Annotated in this window: 22 protein-coding genes and 2 pseudogenes; 12 read left to right on the top strand and 12 right to left on the bottom strand. The window is 71.5% G+C overall.

Annotation, left to right across the window (positions count from 1 at the left end; genetic code table 11):
* Nucleotides 1–12: 12 nt before the first annotated feature.
* Nucleotides 13–1,734, bottom strand: coding sequence for a protein kinase domain-containing protein (locus tag Q5762_RS28255; protein ID WP_315895077.1), 1,722 nt, complete (start codon nucleotides 1,732–1,734; stop codon nucleotides 13–15).
* 379 nt (nucleotides 1,735–2,113) lie between these two features.
* Here Q5762_RS28255 and Q5762_RS28260 point away from each other — a divergent pair, with 379 nt between their 5' ends.
* Together Q5762_RS28260 and Q5762_RS28265 are read left to right on the top strand one after the other, a co-directional pair.
* A complete protein-coding gene (locus tag Q5762_RS28260; protein WP_315895078.1) occupies nucleotides 2,114–3,748 on the top strand; it encodes a recombinase family protein in 1,635 nt (544 codons plus the stop codon).
* A 73-nt stretch (nucleotides 3,749–3,821) separates the two neighbouring features.
* Nucleotides 3,822–4,829 carry a hypothetical protein gene (locus Q5762_RS28265; protein ID WP_315895079.1) on the top strand — a complete coding sequence of 336 codons (1,008 nt, stop codon included), beginning with the start codon at nucleotides 3,822–3,824 and terminating at the stop codon, nucleotides 4,827–4,829.
* On the opposite strand, the pseudogene Q5762_RS28270 reads toward Q5762_RS28265, so the two are convergent.
* From Q5762_RS28270 to rsmI, 6 genes and pseudogenes are all read right to left on the bottom strand, one after another.
* Nucleotides 4,826–5,716: pseudogene (locus Q5762_RS28270) on the bottom strand (4-(cytidine 5'-diphospho)-2-C-methyl-D-erythritol kinase); the annotation flags it as partial. The gene Q5762_RS28265 and the pseudogene Q5762_RS28270 sit on opposite strands and share 4 nt — an antisense overlap.
* 404 nt (nucleotides 5,717–6,120) lie before the next feature.
* On the bottom strand, nucleotides 6,121–6,993 hold the full coding sequence (gene rsmA / locus Q5762_RS28275) for a 16S rRNA (adenine(1518)-N(6)/adenine(1519)-N(6))-dimethyltransferase RsmA (protein ID WP_315895080.1): 873 nt from the start codon (nucleotides 6,991–6,993) through the stop codon (nucleotides 6,121–6,123).
* Between the two features lie 16 nt (nucleotides 6,994–7,009).
* Complete coding sequence (locus tag Q5762_RS28280) at nucleotides 7,010–8,275, bottom strand: ubiquitin-like domain-containing protein (protein WP_315895081.1); 1,266 nt, start codon at nucleotides 8,273–8,275, stop codon at nucleotides 7,010–7,012.
* A 72-nt stretch (nucleotides 8,276–8,347) separates the two neighbouring features.
* Nucleotides 8,348–9,217: a TatD family hydrolase gene (locus Q5762_RS28285; protein ID WP_315895082.1), complete on the bottom strand. Its 870-nt coding sequence runs from the start codon at nucleotides 9,215–9,217 to the stop codon at nucleotides 8,348–8,350.
* A 57-nt stretch (nucleotides 9,218–9,274) separates the two neighbouring features.
* Nucleotides 9,275–9,787 carry a hypothetical protein gene (locus Q5762_RS28290; RefSeq protein ID WP_315895083.1) on the bottom strand — a complete coding sequence of 171 codons (513 nt, stop codon included), beginning with the start codon at nucleotides 9,785–9,787 and terminating at the stop codon, nucleotides 9,275–9,277.
* 200 nt (nucleotides 9,788–9,987) lie between these two features.
* Entirely contained in the window at nucleotides 9,988–10,923 is a 936-nt protein-coding gene (gene rsmI / locus Q5762_RS28295; protein ID WP_315895084.1) for a 16S rRNA (cytidine(1402)-2'-O)-methyltransferase, read from the bottom strand.
* 52 nt (nucleotides 10,924–10,975) lie between these two features.
* On the opposite strand from rsmI, the gene Q5762_RS28300 reads away from it, so the two are divergent.
* The gene (locus tag Q5762_RS28300) at nucleotides 10,976–12,718 is read left to right on the top strand and encodes a phospholipid carrier-dependent glycosyltransferase (protein WP_315895085.1); all 1,743 of its coding nucleotides are present in this window, start codon (nucleotides 10,976–10,978) and stop codon (nucleotides 12,716–12,718) included.
* Between the two features lie 52 nt (nucleotides 12,719–12,770).
* Here the strand turns inward: Q5762_RS28300 and Q5762_RS28305 are convergent, their stop codons facing one another.
* Nucleotides 12,771–13,070, bottom strand: coding sequence for a hypothetical protein (locus Q5762_RS28305; protein WP_315895086.1), 300 nt, complete (start codon nucleotides 13,068–13,070; stop codon nucleotides 12,771–12,773).
* Between the two features lie 107 nt (nucleotides 13,071–13,177).
* Between Q5762_RS28305 and Q5762_RS28310 the strand changes: the two genes are divergently transcribed.
* The 3 genes from Q5762_RS28310 to Q5762_RS28320 all read left to right on the top strand — a co-directional run bounded on the left by Q5762_RS28310 (nucleotide 13,178) and on the right by Q5762_RS28320 (nucleotide 16,230).
* Nucleotides 13,178–14,809 carry a penicillin-binding transpeptidase domain-containing protein gene (locus Q5762_RS28310; RefSeq protein ID WP_315895087.1) on the top strand — a complete coding sequence of 544 codons (1,632 nt, stop codon included), beginning with the start codon at nucleotides 13,178–13,180 and terminating at the stop codon, nucleotides 14,807–14,809.
* A 75-nt stretch (nucleotides 14,810–14,884) separates the two neighbouring features.
* Entirely contained in the window at nucleotides 14,885–15,373 is a 489-nt protein-coding gene (locus Q5762_RS28315) for a YbaK/EbsC family protein (protein ID WP_315895088.1), read from the top strand.
* A complete protein-coding gene (locus Q5762_RS28320) occupies nucleotides 15,370–16,230 on the top strand; it encodes a DMT family transporter (protein WP_315895089.1) in 861 nt (286 codons plus the stop codon). The genes Q5762_RS28315 and Q5762_RS28320 overlap by 4 nt, the downstream gene beginning before the upstream one ends.
* Nucleotides 16,231–16,246: 16 nt before the next feature.
* On the opposite strand, the gene Q5762_RS28325 is transcribed toward Q5762_RS28320, so the two are convergent.
* Nucleotides 16,247–16,822 (bottom strand): GNAT family N-acetyltransferase, encoded by a 576-nt coding sequence (locus tag Q5762_RS28325; protein ID WP_315895090.1) that lies wholly within the window; start codon nucleotides 16,820–16,822, stop codon nucleotides 16,247–16,249.
* A gap of 97 nt (nucleotides 16,823–16,919) precedes the next feature.
* Here Q5762_RS28325 and Q5762_RS28330 point away from each other — a divergent pair, with 97 nt between their 5' ends.
* The gene (locus Q5762_RS28330) at nucleotides 16,920–17,684 is read left to right on the top strand and encodes a MerR family transcriptional regulator (protein ID WP_315895091.1); all 765 of its coding nucleotides are present in this window, start codon (nucleotides 16,920–16,922) and stop codon (nucleotides 17,682–17,684) included.
* An 82-nt stretch (nucleotides 17,685–17,766) separates the two neighbouring features.
* Here the strand turns inward: Q5762_RS28330 and Q5762_RS28335 are convergent, their stop codons facing one another.
* Together Q5762_RS28335 and Q5762_RS28340 are read right to left on the bottom strand one after the other, a co-directional pair.
* Entirely contained in the window at nucleotides 17,767–18,543 is a 777-nt protein-coding gene (locus tag Q5762_RS28335) for an SDR family oxidoreductase (protein WP_315895092.1), read from the bottom strand.
* 40 nt (nucleotides 18,544–18,583) lie between these two features.
* Entirely contained in the window at nucleotides 18,584–19,015 is a 432-nt protein-coding gene (locus Q5762_RS28340; protein ID WP_315895093.1) for an ATP-binding protein, read from the bottom strand.
* 127 nt (nucleotides 19,016–19,142) lie between these two features.
* Between Q5762_RS28340 and Q5762_RS28345 the strand changes: the two genes are divergently transcribed.
* The 3 genes from Q5762_RS28345 to Q5762_RS28355 all read left to right on the top strand — a co-directional run bounded on the left by Q5762_RS28345 (nucleotide 19,143) and on the right by Q5762_RS28355 (nucleotide 21,448).
* On the top strand, nucleotides 19,143–19,931 hold the full coding sequence (locus Q5762_RS28345; RefSeq protein ID WP_315895094.1) for a GntR family transcriptional regulator: 789 nt from the start codon (nucleotides 19,143–19,145) through the stop codon (nucleotides 19,929–19,931).
* Complete coding sequence (locus Q5762_RS28350) at nucleotides 19,928–20,584, top strand: YdcF family protein (RefSeq protein ID WP_315895095.1); 657 nt, start codon at nucleotides 19,928–19,930, stop codon at nucleotides 20,582–20,584. The genes Q5762_RS28345 and Q5762_RS28350 overlap by 4 nt, the downstream gene beginning before the upstream one ends.
* Nucleotides 20,585–20,716: 132 nt before the next feature.
* Complete coding sequence (locus Q5762_RS28355) at nucleotides 20,717–21,448, top strand: alpha/beta hydrolase (RefSeq protein ID WP_315895096.1); 732 nt, start codon at nucleotides 20,717–20,719, stop codon at nucleotides 21,446–21,448.
* A 48-nt stretch (nucleotides 21,449–21,496) separates the two neighbouring features.
* Here Q5762_RS28355 and Q5762_RS28360 read toward each other — a convergent pair.
* Nucleotides 21,497–21,818: pseudogene (locus Q5762_RS28360) on the bottom strand (DUF664 domain-containing protein).
* 70 nt (nucleotides 21,819–21,888) lie between these two features.
* On the opposite strand from Q5762_RS28360, the gene Q5762_RS28365 reads away from it, so the two are divergent.
* On the top strand, nucleotides 21,889–22,488 hold the full coding sequence (locus Q5762_RS28365) for a hypothetical protein (RefSeq protein WP_315895097.1): 600 nt from the start codon (nucleotides 21,889–21,891) through the stop codon (nucleotides 22,486–22,488).
* A 175-nt stretch (nucleotides 22,489–22,663) separates the two neighbouring features.
* Entirely contained in the window at nucleotides 22,664–23,179 is a 516-nt protein-coding gene (locus Q5762_RS28370) for a cupin domain-containing protein (RefSeq protein WP_315895098.1), read from the top strand.
* The last annotated feature ends 78 nt before the right edge of the window (nucleotides 23,180–23,257 follow it).

The following is a 23,257-nucleotide window of genomic DNA, read 5'->3' on the forward strand; positions in this document are numbered from 1 at the left end:
CGCGCCCAGCCCCTAGCAGCGGGCGAGTGAGCCGCTCCCCCCGGTGGTCTTGTCGGCGAACACCCAGCCCTCGGTCTCCGTCCCCTCGATACGGGCGTAGATCCACTTGTTGCCGTGGGCGTTGGTGACGTAGCAGTGGTAGTAGACCTTCACGCCGTCCTTGACCGGGGTCACCCAGCCGCAATCCGAGTACGGCCCGGTGTACAGGTGCGAGTTCTGGGACAGGTTCCCGTAGCCGTCGCTGCGGTTCGAGTGGGCCCAGCCGGTGCACGCCGTGGAGAGGGGGGTGGGCTCCTTGACCGTGGTGCTGGGTGTGGCGGTCCTGGGCGGGGCCGAGGGGGTGGTGGTCGGCTTGTCGTCGGCGGGTGACGTGGTGGGGGTCTTGGTGCTCGGCTTCGTGGGGGTGCCGGTCGGCGTCCCGTCGGGAGCCATGGACGTCAGGTCCCCCGGGGCGGTCGGGTCGTCGGTGAGCCCGCCCGCGCCGGACATGTCTCCGTCGGCCGGGGCGCTCGTCGTGGGGGGCGCGGCCTGCGGGGTGCCGCCCGGCTCGCCGTCCTTGTTCATCAGCGCGTAGGCGACACCGCCGCCGACCAGGACGGTGGCGACCGCCGCCGCGACGACGGTACGGCTCCGGCGCCGACGCGCGCGGACGATCGCGGTACGGGTCTCGGAGCGACTCCCGCGACCGGCGGGTATGCCCGGCTGCATGCCCGGCTGCGGGACGGGCTGAATGCCCGGCTGCGGGACGGGCTGCTGGGGCGGCGCCACAGCAGGACCGAAGGCACCGAGGGGCGGGGTGACGGGACCGGGGGCCGGTACGGGGGCGGGGGCCGGAGCCTGCACGGGCGGCGGCGTCGGGGTCGGGGACGTGCCCGCGGCGACCGCCTCCAGCATCGCGCGGGCCTGGGCGGCGTCCGGGCGCTGACGCGGGTCCTTGGCCATGAGCGCCCGCAGCACCGGGGCGAGCGGTCCCGAACGCTGGGCCTCGGGCAGCGCCTCGGTGACGATCGCCGCCAGCGTGGACCACGCCGACGTACGGCGGAAGGGCGCCGTGCCCTCCACGGCCGCGTACAGCGTCATGCCGAGCGACCAGATGTCGGAGGCGGGTCCCGGTTCCTGGCCCTGCGCGCGCTCCGGCGGCAGGTAGTCGAGGGAGCCGACGATCTGACCGCTCTGGGTCAGCTTGGCCATGGCGTCGCCGTCGGTGGCCTCCATCGAGGCGATGCCGAAGTCCGTGAGTACGACCCGGCCCGAGCGTTCGAGGAGCACGTTCCCCGGCTTCACGTCCCGGTGGAGGACCCCGGCCCGGTGCGCCGCGTCGAGCGCGTCCATGATCTTGGCACCGATCGCGGCCACCTCGCGCGGGTCCAGCGGTCCGCGTTCGGTCAGCACGTCGTCGAGGGAGGGCCCGTCGACCAGCTCCATGACGATGACGGGCAGCCCCCGCTCCTCGACCACGTCGTGCACGGTGACCACGCCGCTGTGCCGGATCCGGGCGGCGGCCTGTGCCTCCCGCTCCATCCGGATCCGCAGATCGGCCAGTTCGGCGGCGGAGGCGTCGGTGTAGGCCCGCAGCACCTTCACGGCGACCTCGCGGTTCAGCACCTGGTCCACCGCCCGGGCGACCACACCCATGCCACCGCGTCCGATCATCGCGGTCACGCGGTACCGCCCGCCCAGAACCTCGCCGACCATCTCCGAGCCGTTCGCCCCCGTCACCCGTACCGCTCCCATCCGTCGCACCGCACCGATTCACGATCGTGAAGGCACCAGGGTAGGGGCAGGCGCGGGTGGGACGACGCACGGCCCTTCCCTCGAAGCACGGACAGGTCCCACCAACGGCCGGGACACCCCTCGTATCTGACTCAGACTCAGATTGAATGCGTCGCCCCGGGATTCCGTACGCGACCCGCCCGTTCGACCAGGAGCCAGCCCGCCAGGGCCATCCCCATCGCCGCCGGGACGGCAACGTCGACCGCGACCGGCGTCGCCGAGCGTCCGGGCAGTAGCGACGCGATCCCATCATCACACTTCGCAGTCAAGTCATCACTCCTAGGCTCCAGAGGAAGTATGATGCCCGGGTCCAACAACGACGTTGCGATGAGGAACCGTGATGGATCAGCAGACCGTACGAGCCGCCGTCTACACCCGCCTCAGTCGTGACAGCGACGGCAGCACCTCAATCGCCTCGCAGGTGGCCGACTGCAGATTGCTGTGCGACGCACGCGGCTGGGAAGTGGTGGTCGAGGCAGCGGATGTGGACGTATCGGGTTCGGTAGCCGCTTACGGGCGTCCCGGACTCAATCGGCTCCTCGGCGAGTTGGACCGGTGGGATGTCCTGGTCGTCGCGCAACCCGACCGCCTGGCCCGCTCCACGATCGTCGCCGTCGACCTGTTGAGCAGCCTGGAGGCGGAAGGGAAGTCTCTCGTCACCGCCCGCGACGCACTTGACACAGCAACTCCTGACGGGAGGCGCAGGTTTCTGGCCGCCATCGTCGAGGCTCAGGCCGAGAGCGGCCTCATCCAAGCACGGATCGCCCGCTCCAGACTGTCCCTGCGGCAAGCCGAGCGCTGGATCGGCGGCAACGCACCCTATGGGTACCAGATCATCGAGGACGGCAACGGCGGTAAGCGTCTGGCACTGTGCGAGAAGTCGGCCGAGCGCATGCGCTGGATCGTGAATCAGGTCCTTGAGGGCGAGACCGTCACCTCCGTGTGTCGCACTCTCAACACCGTCGGAGTTCCGTCGCCCGGAACAGTGAGTTCCAGACGCGGCAAGGTCTCCGACTGGTCGCCGACCGTCTTGAGGCGGATGCTGCAATCCCCATCGCTACTGGGCCATCGCACCACCGGCAGCGGCCGCGAGCGACGCGCGGTCACGGACACCAGCGGACAACCGGTACGCGTGGGTCCAGCACTGATCGACACAGGAACCTGGGAGAGGCTGCAGGCAACTCTTACAGCGCGCCGCAGCGCAACGCAGCGCCCTCGCTTGCGCTCATCCTTGTTGCTGCACGTCGCACACTGCTCGGAGTGCGGAGCGCCGTTGCACTACAACAGCCGTCGTCTGATGCATGGCGGCAATTCGAACGATGTCTACCGGTGCCCAGAAGGCTGCAAGGTGCTCGTATGCGCCGTCCGGATCGAGACTGCCGTAGAGCAGTCTGTAATGAGCGAGTTCGCGGAAATTCCGTTCATCGCTCGATTCCCATACGACATCGGCCAGTCGGACGATCACGACCGTGCCCAGCAGTTGCGCAACGAAATCCGCGAACTCGCAGGTCGGCTGGCGGTCCTGCGAGGAACAGCCGCCGACGCGGTCCAGGCGGAGCTGGAGTCGCGATCCTCTCTCCTCGATGCGCTGGAGTCGACGCCACACGCCCGGTGGGAATGGGTGCCTACAGGGAAGTCCGTGAAGCAAGAATGGGAGTCCCGTGGCGTCGGCGGGCGTCGCCAGATCCTCCTCGACCTTGGAGTACATGTCGTGGTGAGCCCCGCAGACAATCAGCGCACTTGGAACCCCGCGCGCGTACGCATTTCGTCCTCAGGGCCCGGCACGCTACTGGCCCGAGGCCATCAGCTGACCGCCACTCCCGCCGGGCCAGCGACGCGTCTCAGCTTCACAGACCGCCCCCACACGCTCGACCTTCGACGCGCCCATGATGCTCAAGGCAGCAGTGCCAACTGGCCCCAAGGCGTCGGCCATGTGGGCGATCTCGCGGCCATGCCTCCCACCGACGCCGGCTGACGCATCGCCATGTTTCGTCTGGTGCCGGGCACCCGGCGCCTCGGGCCCGCCCACTCTCAAGGAGAGGCCGCCCATGTCCCGACTCACCCGCCTGGCCGCTGCCGCCACGGCCACCGTCGCCCTCACCGTGCTCGCGTCAGGCCCCACGGTGGCCGGAGAGCCGACCGTCACCGATCCGCGCGTCGTCGCGCACTTCGACTTCGCCGCCGGACAGACCCCGGAGAACATCGTCGTCGGACCCGACGGCTCCGCGTACGTGACCTTCGCCTTCGCCCGGCAGGTCGCCCGCGTCGACAAGAACGGCGACACCCGGATCCTCGCGACCCTGCCCGTCGTCGAGAACCCGATGACGCCCGTCATCGGGATGGCCGCCGCCATGGGCATCACCCGCGCCCACGACGGCACCCTCTACGTCACGTACGCGACCGGGACGAGCGAGACCGGCGTCTGGCGCGTCGACCCCGACGGCGGCGCGCCCGTGCGGATCGCGCAGCTGCCGGCCGACGGGTTCCCGAACGCGCTCGCCCTCGACGAGACGAGCGAAGCGAGATGGGGGTCCCCCCGGCCGGAGGCTGGGGGAGGCACGCTGTACGTCGCCGACTCGGTGCACGGCACCGTGTGGAGCGTCCCGCGGCAGGGCGGTACGCCCACCGCCTGGGCCACCGGGGCGGCGCTCCAGCCGCTCGCCCCGCCCGCCGGTTTAGGCGTCGGCGCGAACGGCCTCAAGTTCCACAACGGCGCCGTGAGGGTGTCCAACACCGACCGGCAGACGCTGCTGCGCATCCCCGTACGCGCCGACGAGACCGCGGGCCCGGTCGAGACCCGGGCGACCGGGCTCACCTGGATCGACGACTTCGGCTTCACGGGGAAGGGCGACACCGTCCTCGCCGCGCTCATCATGAGCGACGACGTGACCCTCGTACGCCCCGACGGGACGCAGGAGATCGTGCTCACGGAGCAGGACGGGCTGTCCAACCCGACGTCCGTGGCGGTGCGCGGCAAGACCGTCTACGTCACCAGCGCGTCCTTCTTCAAGCAGGTACCGGACCCGAACCTGCTCCTGGCCACGCCGAAGGGCTAGCGGACGGTCGCGCCCGGCGCCGGGGACGTCGCCACGCGCGCCGTGCGGCAGGTGCCGGAGGCGATCAGGGCGTCGGCGACCGTGCGGGCCGCGTCCTCGTCCTTCACCAGGAAGGCCGTCGTCGGCCCTGAGCCCGAGACCAGGGCGGCCAGGGCGCCGGCCGCCGTGCCCGCGTCCAGGGTGGCCGTCAGGGACGGGCGCAGGGAGACGGCCGCCGGCTGGAGGTCGTTCGCCAGCGCGCCGGCCAGGGCGGTCGCGTCGCCGGTGCGCAGGGCGTCCAGGAGCGCGGGGGAGGCGCCCGGTTCGGGGACGGTGACGCCGGCGTGGAGGCGGTCGAACTCGCCGTACACCGCCGGTGTCGACAGGCCGCCGTCGGCGACGGCGAAGACCCAGTGGAAGCCGCCGTCCACCGGGAGCTCGGTGAGCCGCTCGCCGCGGCCGACGCCGAGCGCCGCCCCTCCGACGAGGCTGAACGGCACGTCGCTGCCGAGTTCGGCGCAGATGTCGAGGAGTTCGGCTCGGGAGGAGTTCAGGCCCCAGAGCGCGTCGCAGGCGAGGAGCGCGCCCGCGCCGTCGGCGCTGCCGCCCGCCATGCCGCCGGCCACCGGGATGTCCTTGGCGATGTGGAGGTGGACGTCCGGGGAGATCCCGTGCCGGGCGGCGAGCAGCTCGGCCGCGCGGGCGGCCAGGTTGGTGCGGTCCAGGGGGACCTTGTCCGCGTCCGGCCCCTCGCAGGTGACCGTCAGCTCGGCGGCGGGCGTCGCGGTCACCTCGTCGTAGAGGGAGACGGCGAGAAAGACGTTGGCCAGGTCATGAAACCCGTCGGCCCGCGCCCCGCCGACGGCCAGCTGCACGTTGACCTTGGCGGGAACGCGGACGGTGACGGACGGGGCGGCTGCGCCGGGCTGCGCGCCCGTGCCGACGGCTGCGTCGCCGAGCCACGTGGCCGCATCGGCGGCTGCGTCGCCGGGGCCGCCGTGCGCGGCACCGGCGGTACGCGCGCCGAGCCGCGTGCCGGCGCCGACGGAACCGGCGCCCCCGGCCGGCCCAGCGGCTGCGCCGAGCTGCGCGCCCGCGCCGACCTCCGGCACGGCCCCACCCCGCTCGGCGCCCGCACCGGCGGCTGCGTCGCCGGGGCCGCCGTGCGCGGCACCGGCGGTACGCGCGCCAGGCTGCGCGCCGGCCTCCGGCCGCGCGCTGACAGCACCCGCGCCGGCCCCCGGCACCGCCGCGTCCCGCTCGGCGCCCGCGCCCTCACCCGTACCCGCGCCGGAACCCGGCTCCGTCCCGCTCACGCCTTCGCCTCCGCGATCCGGGCGAACTCCTCCACCGTCAGGGCCTCGCCGCGGGCCTGCGGGGAGATGCCTGCCTTCACGAGGGCCTCCTCCGCCGCCGCGGGGGAGCCCGCCCAGCCGGCGAGGGCGGCGCGGAGGGTCTTGCGGCGCTGGGCGAAGGCCGCGTCGACGACCGCGAAGACCTCGCGCTTGGAGGCGGTCGTCGCGACCGGCTCCGTACGGCGGACCAGCGAGACGAGGCCCGAGTCGACGTTCGGGGCCGGCCAGAAGACGTTGCGGCCGATCGAGCCCGCCCGCTTCACGTCGGCGTACCAGTTCGCCTTCACCGACGGCACGCCGTAGACCTTGTTGCCGGGCTTGGCGGCGAGCCGGTCCGCGACCTCCGCCTGGACCATGACGAGCGTCCGCTCGATGGTCGGGAAGCGGTCGAGCATGTGCAGCAGGACCGGTACGGCCACGTTGTACGGGAGGTTCGCGACCAGCGCCGTGGGCGGCGGGCCCGGCAGCTCCTGGACCTCCATCGCGTCGGAGTGGACGAGCGCGAAGTGGTCCTTCTTCCCAGGCAGGCGCGCGGCGATCGTCGACGGCAGCGCCGCCGCCAGCACGTCGTCGATCTCCACCGCCGTCACCCGGTCCGCCGCCTCGAGCAGCGCCAGGGTCAGCGAGCCGAGTCCGGGGCCCACCTCCACGACCACGTCGTCGGGGCGCACCTCGGCCGTGCGGACGATCCGCCGGACCGTGTTGGCGTCGATGACGAAGTTCTGGCCCTTCTGCTTCGTCGGGCGCACGCCAAGGGCTGCTGCCAGTTCACGGATGTCGGCGGGGCCGAGGAGGGCGTCGGGGCCTTCGGGGCCGGTGGTGGTGCTCACCGGTACAGCCTACGGCTCACCGGTACAGCCTTCGGCCGCAGTGCGGCCACGGGCTCGCTCCCCGCGACACGTACAGCTTCTTCGCCCGGAACGTCTGCTCCGACGCCGACGCGTTCTGGGCGACCCCGCTGCCGCCGAGCGAGCGCCAGGTGCCGGGGTCGAACTGGTAGAGCCCGCCGTACGTCCCCGAGGGGTCGACCGCGTTCGGCCGGCCGCCGGACTCGCAGGCGGCGAGCGCGCCCCAGTCGAGCCCGTCCGCGCCAGCGACGGAGCTGGGCAGCGGCCGCGTGCCGACCTTCACCCTCTGGGTGACGGGCTCGCGGACGATCTCCTCGCCGGTCTTCCGCGGCTTCTGCCGGACGCCGTTGACGGTCCGCAGGGTGTACGTGACCCGGCGCACGCCCTGCACGCCCTGCCGTTCGACGACCTCCGTGCCCGCGAAGAGCTCGGGGTCGCGGGTCCGCTCGACGGCGTACGGGATCGGCTCCTCGCGGATCTCCTGGGTGCCGGTGATGCGCAGGACCGTGATCGTCTGGCCGTCGCGCGGGAAGGAGTCCGCCGGTACGGAGGTGGTGTCCTGACCCGAGAGGGTGATGCCGGCCTCCTCGACGGCCTCTCGGACGGTCGCGGCGTTGGTGCGCAGGGTCCGCTCGCGGCCGTCGGCGAGGAGGGTGACGGTCCGCTCGGTACGGACGTCGAGGGCGAGGCCCCGGCGCGAGATGGGGGCGGCGCGGGAGACCGAGAGGAACGCGCCCTCGGCCCGTACGCCGAGCTGGCGCAGGGCGGCGTCGACGGTCCTGGCGGTCGTCCACACCTGACGGCGCTGCCCGTCGAGGGTGAGGGCGACGGGCCGGCCGTAGCGGACGACGACCTCGTCGCCGCTGGCCAGGTCCGCGCCGGGGGCGGGGGCGACGATGTCGTGGGAGCCGACGGCGAGACCCTCGTCGGCGAGCAGTTCGTCGATGTCGTCGGCGAAGGTGTGCAGGGTCCGCGGGACGCCGTCGACGGAGAGCCGGATCGCCTTGTCGTTGGCGACGAAGGCGCTGGTGCCGCCCGCCAGGAAGGCGACGACCAGGGCCTGCGGGACGATCCGCCGCAGCCCCTCCCCGGGCCCCGACCTGGCCTTGCGCCGGCGGGCCGCGCGCCGGGCCTCTGCGCGGGAGCCCTGGGGCGGGAGGAGGACCGCCTCCTGGGTCGGCTGGTCGTGGACGGGCGCGGGCTGGGGCACGGGCGCGGGCGCTGAACGCCGTGCGGCGCGGTGACTGCCCTGGGAAGTGCTCACGAGGCCGGGACCCTAGCCCCGGCGACGATCACTCTCCAAAACGACCCGACTACAACACGTAACCGTTATGGATCAGTAATCGAAGGCCCGGGCCGTGTTCACGGCGAGCGCCTCGCACAGTTCCTCCTCCGTGATCCCGCGCACCGCGGCCATCGCGCGGACGGTGACCGGGATGAGGTACGGCGCGTTCGGCCGGCCGCGGTACGGCGCGGGAGTCAGGAACGGGGCGTCCGTCTCGACGAGCACGAGGTCGAGCGGGGCGACGGCGAGGGCGTCGCGCAGCGGCTGGGCGTTCTTGAAGGTCATGTTGCCGGCGAAGGACATGTAGTAGCCCTTGGCGGCGCAGATCCGGGCCATGTCGGCGTCGCCGGAGTAGCAGTGGAAGACGGTCCGCTCGGGCGCGCCCTCCTCGTCCAGGACCCGCAGGACGTCGGCATGGGCCTCGCGGTCGTGGATCACGAGGGCCTTGCCGTGGCGCTTGGCGATCTCGATGTGGGCGCGGAAGGAGCGCTCCTGGGCGGCCATGCCGTCGGGGCCGGTACGGAAGTAGTCGAGGCCGGTCTCGCCGACGGCGCGGACGTACGGGAGGGCGGCGAGGCGGTCGATCTCGCCGAGCGCGTCGTCCAGGGCCCCGTCCCCGCCCGCCTCACGGGCGCCCTGCCGGGACCAGCCGTCGGGGTCGCCGAGGACGATCCGGGGGGCCTCGTTGGGGTGCAGGGCGACGGCCGCGTGCACGTTGTCGTGGGCGGCGGCGGTCTCGGCGGCCCACTGGGAGCCCTTGATGTCGCAGCCGACCTGGACGACGGTGCTGACGCCGACGGCGGCGGCCTTGACGAGGGCCTCCTCGACGGTGCCGGACTGCATGTCCAGGTGCGTGTGGGAGTCCGCGACCGGGAGCGGGAGCGGTTCGGGCAGCGGCGGCGGGGCGTCCTTCGAACTCATGGCCCCGATCGTACGAGGGCCATGAGTCCGAGAGCGAAGGGCCGAGGGCTTACCGGGTCACTTGCGCCGGGACGGACGGAACAGGTCCGACAGGCGCCGGCGGCGGCGCTCCTCCACGTGCACCGGGCCGGGAACGTCGCCCGTGGGAGCCGCGGGGGCTGCCGACGCCGCCGGGGGCGTCGGGGCCGTCGGGGCCGCCGCGGGTACCTCGCGCTCCAGGTCCTGCCCGATCGGCCCCGCCAGACCGATGGGCCCGGCCGGGGTGACCGGCCGGTGGGGCGTACCGGCGACGTTCCGGTGGTGGGCCTGCTCCCACGAGTCCAGGACCGAGGAAACCTGCCCCGCGCGCATGATGCGGACGACGTGCCCGCCGCAGTTCATGCAGGTCGGACTGGACAGCGGCGAAGGAACCCGCTCGCCACCGGCCTTGTAGACGATGAACTCGTTGCCGGCGGCGTCGATGTGGTGCTCGATGTCGTACGCCTGCTCCCAGCCGTACCCGCAGCGCATGCAGGCGAAGGCGTACGCCTCGTGGGCGACGGGTATGCCGGTGCCGGTGATCTCACTCATGCCAGCTCCTCTCCACCGACCAGTGGACGCCTTTTCGGGCCGGAGCGCATCAGCGCCGGTCGAACAATGGGAGGGTCTTGCCCCTTCCCTTGCTCTCAGGCCCTCAGGAGGCCCGCCGCGCGGGTTCGGCTTTGCTTTTCACGATAGCTCTTTACCGATTCCTGAGCGTCTCGGGAATATCCGGGGTATTGCGCCGGGGCTCATTTCTCGGAGCTCTTGGAGTTCCCCGCGCCCTTCTCCGCGCCCTTCTCCGCGCTCTTCTCCGCGCTCTTCTCCGCGCTCTTCTCCGCGTTCTTCGCCGCCACGACCGCGTCGAAGACCTCGCGCTTGGGCAGGCCCGCGTCGGCGGCGACCGCCGCGATGGCCTCCTTGCGCCGCTCCCCCGCCTCCTCGCGCACCCGCACCCTGCGCACCAGCTCCTCGGCGTCGAGCTCGGCGGGCGCGGCCTCCGGGGCGCCCTCGACGACGACGGTGATCTCGCCCCGTACGCCGTCCTTCGCCCACTCCGCGAGCTCGCCGAGGCCGCCGCGCTTGACCTCCTCGTACGTCTTGGTCAGCTCGCGGCAGACGGCGGCGCGCCGGTCCGGGCCGAAGACCTCGGCCATCGCGGCGAGGGTGTCGTCGAGGCGGTGCGGGGCCTCGAAGTAGACGAGGGTCCTCCTCTCCTGAGCCACCTCGCGGAGCCGGCCGAGCCGCTCGCCGGCCTTCCTCGGCAGGAAGCCCTCGAAGCAGAAGCGGTCCACGGGCAGCCCGGAGAGGGCGAGCGCGGTGAGCACGGCGGAGGGGCCGGGGACGGCGGTGACCTTGATGTCCTGCTCGACGGCGGCGGCGACGAGCCGGTAGCCGGGGTCGGAGACGGACGGCATGCCGGCGTCGGTGACCAGGAGCACGCGGGCGCCGCCGACGAGCGCCTCGACGAGTTCGGGCGTACGTGCGGACTCGTTGCCCTCGAAGTACGAGACGACCTTGCCGGAGGTGTGCACGCCGAGGGCGCGGGTCAGGCCGCGCAGCCGCCGGGTGTCCTCGGCCGCGACGATGTCGGCGCTCTCCAGCTCGGCCGAGAGCCGCGGCGGCGCGTCCGTGATGTCCCCGATGGGCGTCCCTGCAAGTACCAGCGTTCCTGTCACATGGGTCATCCTCGCAGCCCGGACGGGCGACTCGCACAGAAGCGTTCCCTACGATGGCGCGGTGACCAGTACCGCACCCGAGACCCTGCAGGGTCAGCGCGCCGTGGAAGAGCCCCCGTCGTGGCAGCAGCGTCTGCGGCGCTTCGGCTACACGCCCCCCGTCGGCCGCGCCGCCGGGCCAGGTCTGCGGGAGCGTCTCGTACCGCCGTACACCCGGCCCTCACCGCGGATGTGGTCGCTGTTCGGTCTTTCGGCCGGCACCGGGGAGCGGATCTGGCGGCTGGCCGCCTGGGGCGGTCCGCTGCTGGTGGCGCTGCTCGCAGGCGTGCTGCGGTTCTGGAACCTCGGCAAGCCGCACGCGGTGATATTCGACGAGACGTACTACGCCAAGGACTCCTGGGCGCTGATCAACCAGGGGTACGAGGGGGCGTGGCCCAAGGACATCGACAAGTCGATCCTGAACGACCCGGACTCGGTGCTGATCCCGACGGACCCGGGCTATGTCGTCCATCCGCCGATGGGCAAGTGGGTCATCGGCCTCGGCGAGAAGATCATCGGCTTCGAGCCGCTCGGCTGGCGGTTCATGGTGGCGCTGCTCGGCACGCTGTCGGTGCTGATGCTCTGCCGGATCGGGCGGCGGATGTTCCGCTCGACGTTCCTGGGGTGTCTGGCGGGTCTGCTGCTCGCGGTGGACGGCCTGCACTTCGTGATGAGCCGGACGGCGCTGCTCGACCAGGTGCTGATGTTCTTCGTGCTGGCGGCCTTCGGCTGTCTGGTGGTGGACCGGGACTGGGCGCGGCGGCGGCTCGCGGCGGCCCTTCCGGTGGACGACGAGGGGGTCCTGCGTCCGGACTCCCTGGCCGCGGAGACGGTGCGGCTCGGCTGGCGGCCGTGGCGGATCGCGGCGGGGGTGTCGCTGGGGCTCGCGGCGGGGACGAAGTGGAACGGCCTGTACGTGATGGTGGCGTTCGGGCTGCTCACGGTGTTGTGGGACGTGGGGGCCCGGCGGACGGCCGGCGCGGTCCGCCCGTACGTGGCGGTGCTGAGGCGCGACCTGATCCCGGCGTTCGTATCGGTGGTGCCGGTGGCGATCGTCACGTACGTGGTGACATGGACGGGCTGGATCGTCACGGACAAGGGGTACTTCCGTAACTGGGCGGCCGAGCAGGACAAGATCGACGGCGGCGGCTTCTGGGCGTTCCTGCCGGACTGGCTGCGGAGCCTGTGGCACTACGAGACCGAGGTCTACACGTTCCACGTGGGCCTGAACTCGCCGCACACGTACGAGTCGAACCCGTGGAGCTGGATCGTCCTGGGCCGCCCGGTCTCGTACTTCTACGAGTCCCCGGCCCCGGGCACGGCGGGCTGCCCGTCGACCGCGACGGAGAAGTGCGCCCGGGAAGTCCTGGCCCTGGGCACGCCCCTGCTGTGGTGGGCGGCGTGCTTCGCGATCCTGTACATCCTGTGGCGCTGGTTCTTCCGCCGCGACTGGCGCGCGGGCGCGATCGCGTGCGGCATCGCGGCGGGCTGGCTGCCGTGGTTCCTCTACCAGGAACGCACGATCTTCCTCTTCTACGCGGTCGTCTTCGTGCCGTTCCTGTGTCTCGCGGTGACGATGATGATCGGCGCGATGATCGGCCCGGCGGGCTCCACGGAAAGACGCCGGACGTTCGGCGCGGTGGGCGCGGGAGTCCTGGTCCTGCTCATCGTCTGGAACTTCATCTACTTCTGGCCGATCTACACGGGCACGTCGATCCCGATGGACCAGTGGCGGAACCGGATGTGGCTGGACACGTGGGTGTAGCGGGGCGGGAGTAGTCGGGAGGGGGCGCGGCCGGTGGGCCGCGCCCTTCCGCTTACTCGGACTGCACCCATCGGACGGCGGTGCCGTAGGCGACGTACAGGTCGGCATGCAACCCGACCGCGATGATCGACACACCCAGCACACCATCGGCGCCGATCTCGCTCGCGCGCCTCTGCATGCTCACCACCGCTTCCATCGGGGTTCCCCACCTGCTTCCGGCGGCTATGCCCAGAACGGTGTGAGGATGAGGCGGTGCGTCCACGGTCGCGGTGTAGAAGCCGAGGCTGTTGTCACCGGCGGTCTGGTTCCTCCGGGCGATTTCCTCGAGTTCTTTCTTGTACTTTCGATCCATCTCGCCATCCTCTCGTACGCCCACCACGTGGCCGCTTGGTGACAACAGGTGGGGCGGGTGCTTGACTGTGTGGACTTTTGGGGCTTCTGGGGGAGGGGACCACGAAGATGCGCGGTGGAGCCAAGGTCGCGATCGTCGGCGGCGTCTTCGTCGTCGTGGCGGGCGGGGTCGCCTACGGGGGCTACAACCTCTGGCAGGGCGTCAGCGGGGGTTCCGGTGTGGGGGTTTCGTCCGGGGCCGAGGAGAAGTTGACCGGGCCCGTCACCGAGGGCGAGGTCGCCAACGCCGCCAAGGCGTTCCTGGCCGCGTGGGCGGCTGGTGAGCCCGACCGGGCCGGGCAGCTGACCAACAACCCCGTCGACGCAGGGCCGGTGGTCGCCGACTTCGGTGTGGGCGCGAAGGTCACCAAGGCCGAGATCACCCCGGGCACGGCCGTCGGCCCGAAGGTGCCCTTCACGGTGAAGGCGACCATCACGTACGAGGGGCAGTCCAAGCCCTGGACGTACGACTCCGAGCTGACCGTCGTACGCGGGCTCTCCACCGGGCGACCGCTCGTCGACTGGACGCCCACCGTCATCCACCCGAAGCTCACCAAGGGCGCGACCCTGCGCACCGGCCCCGCGAAGGTGGGCGCGATCACGGCCGTCGACCGCAAGGGCGTCGAGCTGACGGCGGAGAAGTACCCCTCGCTCGGCCCGGTCCTGGACAAGCTGCGCGAGAAGTACGCGGCGAAGACCGGCGGGCAGCCGGGTGTCGAGACCTGGATCGAGTCCGGCACGGACAGCGTCCCGAACACCACACTCGTCACTCATGTGAAGGGCAAGCCGGGGCGCCTGGAGACCACCATCGACGCGAAGGCGCAGGCGGCGGCCGAGAAGGCCGTGCAGTCGTACGAACAGGCCTCCGTCGTCGCGGTCAAGCCGTCCACCGGCGAGATCCGGGCCGTCGCCAACAGCCCGGCGGCCGGCTTCAACGCGGCGTTCCAGGGCCAGCAGGCTCCCGGCTCGACGCTGAAGATCGTCACGGCTGCGCTCCTCCTGGAGAAGGGGCTCGTGACGGCGAACGGGCCCGCCCCGTGCCCACCGGACGCCCGCTACTACACCCGTACGTTCCACAACCTCGACAACTTCTCGCTCGGCACCGTCCCGTTCACGCGGAGCTTCGCCAAGTCCTGCAACACCGCCTTCATCAAGCTGATCGACGACGTGGACGACGACTCCGCGCTCGGCAAGGAGGCCCGGGACGTCTTCGGCATCGGCCTCGACTGGAAGACCGGCATCGACTCGTTCGACGGGCGCATCCCCGAGGAGACGCAGGGCGCGGCGGCGGAGCAGTACATCGGGCAGGGCACCGTGCAGATGAACGCCCTCAACGTCGCCTCGATCACCGCCACCGCGAAGTACGGCACCTTCAAGCAGCCGTTCCTGGTGTCGCAGGAGTTGGACGGGCGGACTTTCGCCGAGGCGTCGCGTTCCCTGTCGACCTCGGCGTCGAGCCAGCTGCGCGCCATGATGCGGGCGGCGACGGTCGGCGAGGGAACGGCGACGAAGGCGATGGCCTCGGTCGGCGGGGAGAAGGGCGCGAAGACGGGCTCGGCGGAGGTCGACGGCCAGGCCACCTCCAACAGCTGGTTCACCGGCTACTCCGACGACCTCGCGGCGGCCGCCGTCGTCCAGTCGGGTGGGCATGGCGGGGATGCGGCGGGTCCGGTGGTCGCGAGCGTGTTGCGGGCGGGGTGAGCCCTACCGCGAGGCGAGGGGGAAGGCTTGGAATGGAGTCGCATGGCCCCTACACCGAACGCTAGCGTGCGGGCCATGAGCCATCCCGAACCCCTCGCGCACCCCCTCTTCGCCGCCGCCCTGCACGAACTCGGGCTCGACGTCGAGATCCGCCGCTTCCCGGACGAGACCCGTACCGCCGCCCAGGCCGCCGAGGCGATCGGCTGCGAGGTGTCCGAGATCGTGAAGTCGTTGATCTTCGCGGCGGACGGCGTGCCGGTGCTCGTGCTGATGGACGGTTCGTCGCGGGTCGACGTGGAGCGCGTACGGGCGGAGCTCGGCGCCGAGACCGTGACGCGGGCGGACGCGCGGATCGTACGGGAGACCACCGGGTACGCGATCGGGGGCGTCCCGCCGTTCGGGCACCGCACCCGGACCCGGGTCCTGGCCGACCGGGCGCTGCTCGACCGCGACGTGGTGTGGGCGGCCGCCGGCACCCCGCACTCCGTGTTCGCGCTCGACCCCAAGTCGCTGATCGCGCACGCGGGCGGCGCGCTGGTGGACGTACGCGAGCGGACCGCGTGACCCCGCTGGTCGTCGCGGCGGTCCTGCTGGCCGCCGTGACGCACGCCGCCTGGAACGCGATGGCCCACACCATCCGCGACCAGCTGCTCTCCTTCACCCTCATATCCGGCGGCGGCGCGCTGATCGGTGGCGTCGCCGCCCTCTTCGTACCGCTGCCGGCGTCCGGGGCATGGCCGTACCTGGTCGCCTCGGCCGTGCTGCATGTGGCGTACATGGTGCTGCTGATGCGGTCGTTCACGCTGGGCGACTTCGGGCAGATGTATCCGATCGCGCGCGGTACGGCTCCGCTGGCGGTGACGCTCCTCGCGGCGGTCTTCGTCGACGAGATCCCGAGCGGCCGGCAGCTGACGGGCGTCGCGGTGGCCTGCGCGGGCCTTACGGGCCTGGCGCTGTGGGGCATCCGGGGCTCGGGCGGGTCGGGCCGGGGCCCGAACTGGGCGGCGCTTCTCGCGGCCGGGGCGACGGGGCTCGCCATCGCGGCCTACACCGTCGTCGACGGCGTCGGCGCCCGCGCCTCCGGCACCCCGCTCGGCTACATCGCGTGGCTGATGATCCTGGAGGGGTCGCCCCTGCCGGCGTACGCGATGTGGACCCGGCGCGGCGCCCTGCTCGCCCAGCTCCGCCCGCACGCCGTACGGGGCTTGTGCGGAGCGGCTCTCTCGGTCCCCGCGTACGGACTCGTCCTCTGGGCCCAGACGAAGGCGCCGCTGGCCCCGGTCGCAGCCCTGCGGGAGTCCTCGATCATCGTGGGGGCGGCGATCGGCGCGGTCTTCTTCAAGGAGCGGTTCGGGGGGCCGAGGATGGCGGCGGCGGGGCTGATGGTGGTCGGGATCGGGCTGATGCTGACGACGTCGTGACGGCTTCCGCCGCTGATCAGGAGCGCAGGTCGAGCCGCATCAGGACGCGGGGGTGACCGGCGAGGACCGAGGTGGTGTCGGCGGCGTGGACGAACCCGGCGCGCTCGAAGTTCTTCCGCAACCCGGCGTAGGCCATGGTCAGATCGACCTTCGCGTCGCCGTTGTCGAGGGGGTACGCCTCGATCGCCGGGGCTCCGTGCGCGCGGGTGAACTCGACGGCGCCGGTGATCAGGGCGTGCGAGATCCCCTGCTTGCGGTGGCCGGGTCGGACCCGGACGCACCACAGCGACCAGACCGGCAGGTCGTCGACGTGCGGGATCTTCCGGTTGCGCGCGTAGGTGGTGTCCGCGCGGGGCGCGACGGCGGCCCAGCCGACGGGCTCGTCGCCGTCGTAGGCGATGACGCCCGGCGGGACCTGTTCGCGGCACAGCTCGGCGACGTACGCGCCGCGCTCCGGTCCGCGCAGCTCGTTGTTGAGCTTGGACGGGATCCGGTAGCTCAGGCACCAGCAGACATTGGCGTCCGGCGACTTCGGGCCGATCACGGCACGGACGTCCTCGAAGACGGAGGCCGGACGTACGTCGATGGTCATGACTCCACGATGGCACGACTTGCGCTTGCCGCGACGTCAACTCCTACGGTCGTGTGTGGGGCCGGAGAGACCGGCCCGGCGATGGGAGGAACCCGCCATGGCCTGGTCGATCGCGGAGGTGGCCCGGATGTCCGGGGTGACGTCCCGGACGCTGCGGCACTACGACGAGATCGGTCTGCTGCCGCCCGCGTGGATCGGGCGCAACGGGCACCGCTACTACGAGGAGGCGGATCTGCTGCGGTTGCAGCAGATCCTGCTGATGCGGGAGCTGGACCTGGGGCTGCGCGAGGTCCGGGCGGTCCTGGACAGCCAGGTGGACCGGATGAGCGTGCTGCGGGAGCACCACGAGCGGTTGCTGCGGGAGCGGAACCGGCTGGACACGCTGGTCCGGACGGTCGGGCGGACCATCGCCGAACTGGAGGAAGACGAGGACGACGACACGATGACGAAGATCAACAGGCCGGAGAACCTCTTCGAGGGCTTCGCGCACTCCGAGGCCGACGACGCCGAGGTGCGCGAGCGGTGGCCGGAGGCGTGGGAGGAGTCACGGCCGGCCATGGAGACGATGACGGCGGAGGACCAGGAGCGGTGGCAGCGGGAGGTGACGGCGCAGATGATCCGCTTCGCGGAGCTGATGGCGTCCGGCACGCCGGTCACGGACCCGGCGGTCCAGGCCGAGGTGGACGCCAACTACCGGTCGGTCAGCCGCTTCTGGACCCCGACGGCGGAGGCGTACAAGGGCCTGGCCCGCATGTACGTCGACGACCCGCGCTTCCGCGCGAACTTCGACCGGATCGCGGAGGGCCTGGCGGAGTACCAGTGCGAGGCGATGACGGCGTACGCGGACGAGCGCCTGAGCTGACGACGGCGTGCCGGCGGCGGCGCAACGAACGAAGCGCCGACGACCGAGGGGCTGCAGACCCTCGGTCGCTCCACCGTCCTGATCAGGGCTGTCCGAGCACTTCACCGAAGTGCGTGTTGACCGCGAGCAGTCCGCCGTCCACGCGGAGGGTGGTGCCGGTGATCCAGGCGGCGTCGGAGGAGGCGAGAAATGCGACGGCGGCGGCGACGTCGTCGGGGGTCCCGACCCGCCCGAGCGGATAGACACGCGCGGCCAGAGCGGCCAGCTGCTCCTCCCGGGACTCCCACGCGCGGGTGGCGACGGTGCCGGGGGTGATCTGATTGACCCGGACGCGCCGCGGGGCGACTTCGCCGGCGAGGGTACGGGTGAAGGAGGCGAGGCCGGCCTTGGCGGCGCTGTAGGCGTGGTTGCCGAAGTACGCCTCGGCGTTGACGGACCCGATGTTGACGACGGCGCCACGGCCGTCGGCGGCGGCGAGCAACGGCATGGCGGCCCGCGCACACCGTACGGCCCCGAGGAGGGTCACGTGGAGCTGCTCCCGCCACCCCCCGTCGGGATCGTCCTCGATACGAGGACTGTCCATCGCATCGCGGGCGAAGGCATTGTTGACGAGCACGTCAAGCCCCCCGAGCTCCTCGCGCACGTAAGCGAAGGCAGCCGCGACGGATTCGGCGTCCCCCACATCACACCGCACAACCGAAACCCCACGGACCCCGCCGAAGGCCTCCCGAGCGGCGGAGTCATCCACATCAGCAACAACAACCCGCGCCCCTTCGGAATGAAGCCGCCGCACAACAGCAGCCCCAATCCCCCGAGCCCCACCAGTAACAAACGCCGAGTACCCCTCGAATCTGTCCACCCCCCGATGACAACACCGCACCACGAACCACGCCAGACTCCTACTCCGGGGGGCGGGCGTGTTTCTGGGGCTCGCCGTCGACCTCCCCGATCACCAACTCGGCCCACACGACCTTGCCCGGCCCACATCGAGCGGAGACTCCCCACTTCGCCGCGAGCATGTCCACGAGGGGAAGCCCCCAGCCTCCCCCTGCACAGTGGCTCGGCAGCGCCGTCATCGGCCGCCTCTCGGACGCGTCGTGCACCTCGATCCGTACGACGCCCGGCAGACGGGCGAACCGCGTCTCGATCTCCCGACCCGGGACCCGTCCATGCCGAACGGCATTGGTGAGCAGCTCGGACAGGACGAGCGAGGCGCTGTCCGCCACACAGCCCAGGCCCCAGTATTCCAGCACGCCGACCAATCGCCGCCTTGCCATCGGCACGCTTCTGGGCCCCTGGGCCCAGCGCAGGATCACCGTCTCAACGCTCATCAACCACCTCCGGGGAAGCCCGCTGTCCTAGGACGCGAGGTGCACATCAAGAGACAATGGCCCACAGTCCCAGGACTGTCAACAGTCCTGGGACTGTGGTTGACTTCTACTATCGAGAGGAGCTGGCGTGGCACCCAAGTGGCGGGAACTGGCCGACAGGCTGGCCGAGCGCATCAGAAGCGGCGAGTACGCCCCCGGTCAGCGGCTTCCCCACATTCGGGAGCTGGTGGAGGCCGGTGAGGGGTCGAAGTCGACGGTTCACGCGGCCTACAAGGCGTTGGAGGCCGAAGGGCTCGTGACCTCGTCCCGGGGGCACGGCACCGTCGTGCGACAGCAGCAGCCGCTCAAGCGGCTCGGCATCGGCCGGTACGACAAGGCGAAGTGGCGGGACGGCGACGAGGTCGCGTTCATCGCCGACCGCGTCGCCTCGGGGCGGGCGTACAAGCGGGGCGAGCAGACGCAGAACGTCAGCCGCGGGCCCGCGACAGCCCTCGTGGCCGCCGCGCATGGGCTCCCCGAGGGCGCCGAGGTGTACGCCCGTGCCCGCCTCGTGAAGGAGGGGGACCAGCCGACGCACACCCTCACCAGCTACTACCGGCCCGAACACGTCGAAGGAACACGTCTCGTCGACCCGACGCCGGGGCCCGCCGGGCGCGGCGGCGGCTTCCGCGTGCTCTACGACGCGGGGTACGAGATCGACCACATGCGCGAGGAGCTGTTCGCGCGTATCGCCACGCCCGAGGAGGCGGCGCTGCTCCAACTGGCACCCGGCGAGTGGGTCGTCGAGCTTCACCGCACCACGTACACGGCGGAAGGGACCGTCGTGGAGTTCGCCATCGGCGTCCACGCGGCGAGTCGCTTCTCCTGGTCGTATGACTTCAAGGTCCCCGACTCGACCCGGAAGACGGCACGATGATCTCGACACAGGCTTGGGCCGATGCCCAACTGCTTTGGGACTTCCAGCAGATGGGCCATGAGCCGCGGCCCTGTTCCGTGGGGCTCGGGCTTGGTAGTCATGATCTCGGGGTGGCCGATGCGAGCGTCGAGCTGTATCGGCGCGGGCTGTTTCCGGTGATCGTCTTCACGGGGGCCACCAGCCGCACCACGCGTGGGCGTATGCCGCTCGGTGAGGCCGAGCACTATCGGGAGCGGGCCGTGGAGCTGGGGGTTCCTGGCGACGTCGTTCTTGTCGAGGCGCGGGCGCGGAACACCGGGGAGAACATTCGGTTCTCGCGGGCGCTCCTCGCGGAGCGCGGCGTGGACGTCTCGTCCGTGCTGCTCGTCAGCAAGCCGTACGAGGAGCGGCGGGCCTTTGCGACCGCCCGCAAGCTCTGGCCGGAAGTCGAGGTCGTCTGTGCCTCCGCGGCCATGACCATGGCTGAGTACGTGGACTCGATCGGCGACGCCCGGCTCGTTCTCGACATGCTCGTCGGGGCCCAGCAGCGGTTGCTCGTCTACCCCGAGCAGGGGTTCATCGTCGGGCAGGAGGTGCCCGGGGACGTCGTGGAGGCGTATCGGCGGCTCTGCGGTGCCGGTTTCAGGGGGCGGCTTGTCCACGGTTCCTCGTGATACGTTTCCGCCGCCGTGCGCCACTGCTTCGTCAAGGAGGTGAGACCCATCAACGCTTCGACAGGTCGGGCCTCCCTCCCCCGCATGGCCTAGGGAGTGCCCGCAGAAGGCATCCCGAAAGGCTGAAACGCTATGCGCTTCATCTCTGAGACGTCGGCCGACGGCGTCCGTGAACAGCTCTTCACTCTTGGCGAGATCCCCGGCGTCCTGTGGACGCCCGACGGGGCCGTCGGTCCGCGGCCGCTGGTCGTCATGGGGCACGGCGGTGGCCAGCACAAGAAGGCGCCCGGGGTCTCCGTGCGGGCGCGGCGGTTCGCCGTGGAGTGTGGGTTCGCCGTGGTGGCGGTCGACGTGCCCGCTCATGGCGACCGGCCGAAGGTCGACGAGTACGACCGGATCGTGGCCGAGAACCAGGCCCGCGTCGAGGCCGGTGAGGAGTTGGCTCCTCTCATCGCCGAGTTCCAGGCCCTCGTCGCCCGGCAGACCGTGCCCGAGTGGCGGGGTGTCGTTGATGCCGTCCAGGACCTTGACCACGTCGGCCGGCGTGACGTCGGGTACTGGGGAGTCTCCTTGGGGTGTGGGCTCGGTGTGCCGTTCGTCGCCGCCGAGCCTCGGGTTCGGGCCGCCGTGCTGGGGCTTGGAGGGGTTCTGGCAAGCGCCGACTTCGCCCCGCTCGTCACCGTTCCCGTCGAGTTCCTGGTGCAGTGGGACGACGAACGCGTGCCGCGCGAGCAGGGTTTGGCCCTCTTCGACGCCCTCGGGTCCGTCGAGAAGAGCCTGCACGCCAACCCCGGGCTGCACGGGGAGATCCCGGCGTTCGAGATCGACAGCGCCGTCAGGTTCTTCGCCCGGCATCTGCGTTAGTCCTTGAGTACGGCTGGGCGTGCCTCTCGGCGCGCCCAGCCCGCCCGGCTACGAGCCCGTCCGGCCGTCCAGGAGTTCGCGGACGATGTCCAAGTGGCCGTTGTGGCGGGACGTCTCCTCGACCATGTGGAGGACGATCCAGCGGAGGTCCACGTGGCGGCCGTCTCGGATGGGGCGCTTCGCCCTGGTGTTCAGGTCGTGGTCGGCCAGCAGGGTGCGGTAGCGGTCGCTCTGCTCCTCGTACTCCGCGAGGAGTCGGGGCAGCGACTCCCTCGCATCTCGCTCGCGCCGTGGCCCGCGCGCAGTCGAGGAAGGTGGCCAGCTGCGTGCGCTCGTCCCAGGCGGGAGGCGTATCTGTTCGTTGCGTCATCGCGGGAAGTCCGGCCGGGCTCAGGGTGAGAGTCGAAGGGTATGCGCGGGGCCCCTCTAGCATCCGCTCCATGGGGACCTACATCGACGGACTGGTCGAGACACGCGCCGCCGGCGGGGCCTGGGAGATGGAGGTCGATCTGCTCGACTTCGACCTCTGGAAGGCGCGGGACGCCCGCGAGTGCCTGTTCGGCTACGGCGGGAGCCTCGGCGTGGAGCGGCCGCTGTTCGACCGGAGGGGATGGCCGGAGGACGCCTGCGACGAGGTACCGAAGGAGAGCGGCGAGCTGAACCACAGCCACTCGTACGCGACATGGGCCGAGATCGCGGCGGTCGACTGGGCCGCGCCGCTCTGCGACTCGCCCGACGGGAACCGCCTCGGCGAGTGGCGAACGGGGCCCGACGGCCAGCTCGTCCTGGACGACGTCGTGTGGGCGCCGGCCGACGTGCTCGACGCGGCGGAGCAGCTCTTCGGCGAGGATCTGTTCCCGTCCGAGTGGCCGCCGGGCGGCGAGGTCCGGCTGAACGGCGCCGTGTACCGTCCGGTGGTCCTCACGGCCGCGATGTTCGTTCCGCCGGAGGGTAGTTGGGCCCCGGTGTGGGCGGCGATGCGCGCCCTCGCGGCCGAGTACGGCGACGAGAACGTCCGCCTGGTGGTCTGGTTCGGCTGAGTCCGGCCCCCGGCCCGGCCCGATCCGCCGCGCCGCCGCGCCCCCAACCCCCGGTCCTAGGGCCACCGCCCTCCGCCCGCCAGCCTCCAAGATCGTTCGGACGGCCGATGTGGCCCCCGGGGCGCGCGCGCCACCATGCCATGGACACCCCGCCGAAGGACCGAAGGAGAGCGTCATGTCGTACCCCGAAGACCTGGAAGGCCGCCTGGAGTACCCCGAGGACCGCTACCACGGTGACACCGGTGAGGTGAACGCGACCTTCCGTCCCGCCGGGACCCCGGCCGACGTCTCCTCGCCCGGCGGTTCCACCCACTACCTCGCCACCCACGCCTCCACCGGCGGCGAATTCGGGCTCTACAAGGTGGAGTTGGGCGCACGCGCCGCCGGGGCCAAGCCGCACTTCCACAAGGCCATGTCGGAGTCCTTCTACGTCCTCTCGGGCGAACTGGAGCTCTACGACGGCGAGAAGTGGGTCACGGGCCGCGAGGGCGACTTCCTCTACGTCCCCGTCGGCGGACTGCACGGCTTCAAGAACGCGACCGACGAGCCCATGTCGATGCTCATGCTCTTCTCGCCCGGCGCCCCGCGCGAGGAGTACTTCGAGCAGGTCGCGGAGGTCGCCCGGCGTGGTCCCGAGGAACTCAAGAAGTTCCGCGTCCGGCACGACAGTTACTTCGTCGAGGACCTCTAGGGCCAACGCCGTTCAGTTAAGGGCGGGGGCTGTTCGTCAAGGCCGGTGAACGAGGCAGCGGAGCTGCTGTAGAAGAGG

Source organism: Streptomyces sp. P9(2023), from assembly GCF_032436795.1.
GTDB lineage: Bacteria > Actinomycetota > Actinomycetes > Streptomycetales > Streptomycetaceae > Streptomyces.